Source organism: Micromonospora maritima, from assembly GCF_902825405.1.
Classification (GTDB): Bacteria; Actinomycetota; Actinomycetes; order Mycobacteriales; family Micromonosporaceae; genus Micromonospora; species Micromonospora maritima.
In genome coordinates, this window is sequence record NZ_CADEAU010000782.1 from 1 (window position 1) to 1,720 (window position 1,720).

A 1,720-nucleotide genomic window follows, 5' to 3' on the forward strand; every position below is an offset into this window, starting at 1 on the left:
GGGAACCGGCGCCGACGGCCGGGCCCGACGCCGCGCGTACCGCCGAGGAGCTGGCCGGCACGGTACGCGCCGGCGGCGGCACCGTGGTCGCCACCGGCGGCTGCTTCGACATCCTGCACGCCGGGCACCTGGCCACCCTGCGGGCGGCCCGCCGACTCGGCGACTGCCTGATCGTCTGCCTCAATTCCGACCGCAGCGTCCGCGGCCTCAAGGGCCCGGACCGCCCGGTCAACCCGGCCGAGGACCGGGCCCGGCTACTGGCCGCGCTGGACTGCGTGGACGCGGTGGTGGTCTTCGACGAGCCCACCCCGCACCAGGTGCTGGCCCGGCTGCGCCCGGACGTCTGGGTCAAGGGCGGCGACTACGACGCCGGGGAGCTGCCCGAGGCGGAGCTGATCCGCCGTTGGGGCGGCCGGGTGGTCACCGTCCCCTATCTGGCCGGCCGGTCCACGACCGGCACCATCTCCGCCGCGCGCCAGCGCGGCCTGCACCTCGTCAAGGGAGTCGTATGACCAGGCAGTGGAAGGACTCGGCCGTCCTCGTCACGGGCGGGTCGAGCGGGCTCGGCGCGGCCGTCGTGGCCGCCGTGGGCAAGGCCGGCGGCCAGCCGTACGTGCTGGACCGCCGGGCACCGGCCGATGGCGTGCCCTGGGTGCAGTGCGACCTGGCGGACACCCGCGCCGCCGAGGCGGCCACCCGGGAGATCACCGCGCGGGCCGGCGGGCTCACCGGCGTGGTCACCGCCGCCGGCATGGACGTGCCCGGCCGGCTGGCCGACGTCGACGGCGCCACCTGGGACCGGATCGTGGCGATCAACCTGCTCGGCACCGCCGCGGTGGTCCGGGCCGCCCTGCCCGAGCTGGAGCGGACGCACGGCACGGTGGTGACGGTGGCCTCGACGCTCGGCGTGAAGGCGGTCGGCGACGCGACCGCGTACTGCGCGGCGAAGTTCGGGGTGGTCGGCTTCACCCGGTCGCTCGCCGCCGAGCTGGCCGGCCGCGTCGGGGTGACCCTGCTGATCCCGGGCGGCATGCGGACCGCGTTCTTCGACGACCGGGACGAGAAGTACAAGCCGGGTCCGGACGCGATCCTCAACGACCCGGCGGACACCGCCGAGGCGGTCATGTTCGCGCTGTCCCAGCCGCCCGGCTGCGCGGTGCGGGAACTCGTGGTCTGCGCCGAACAGGAGTCCTCGTACCCGTGATCCTCGTCCTGCGGGCGCTCGGCGTCGGTGACCTCGCGACCGGGGTGCCGGCGCTGCGCGCGGTGCGTGCCGCGTACCCCGGAAGGGAGCTGGCGCTCGTCGCGCCGCGCTGGCTGGCGCCGCTGGTCGATCTGGTCGGCGGCGTGGACCGGCAGGTCCACGCGGACGGGCTGGGCCACCTGGGGTGGTCCGGCCCGCCACCCGAGCTGGCGGTGAACCTGCACGGCCGGGGCCCCGAGTCGCACCGGGCACTGGCCGCCGTCCGGCCCGCCCGGCTGCTCGCCTACCGCAGCCCCGAAGGCGGCCATCCGGACGGTCCGGTCTGGGACGACGACGAGCACGAGGTACGCCGCTGGTGCCGGCTGCTGCACGCGTACGGTCTGCCGGCCGACCCGGGCGACCTGGCGTTGCGCCGGCCGGCCGCGCCCGGCGTACCGGCCGGGGTGACGGTGCTGCACCCGGGCAGCAAGGTCCCGGCGAAGCGCTGGCCGGCGGACCGGTTCGCCGGGCTGGCCC

At 76.9% G+C, this 1,720-nt stretch carries 3 protein-coding genes; all 3 read left to right on the forward strand.

Annotated features, from left to right (window positions below):
* Positions 1–512 (forward strand): D-glycero-beta-D-manno-heptose 1-phosphate adenylyltransferase (gene rfaE2 / locus HUW36_RS32230; protein WP_174531508.1); only part of this gene is annotated, 512 nt, incomplete at its 5' end.
* Complete coding sequence (locus tag HUW36_RS32235; protein ID WP_174531509.1) at positions 509–1,204, forward strand: SDR family oxidoreductase; 696 nt, start codon at positions 509–511, stop codon at positions 1,202–1,204. The genes rfaE2 and HUW36_RS32235, both read left to right, overlap by 4 nt.
* The coding region (locus HUW36_RS32240) for a glycosyltransferase family 9 protein (protein ID WP_425487289.1) at positions 1,201–1,720 on the forward strand (520 nt) is incomplete at its 3' end. The genes HUW36_RS32235 and HUW36_RS32240, both read left to right, overlap by 4 nt.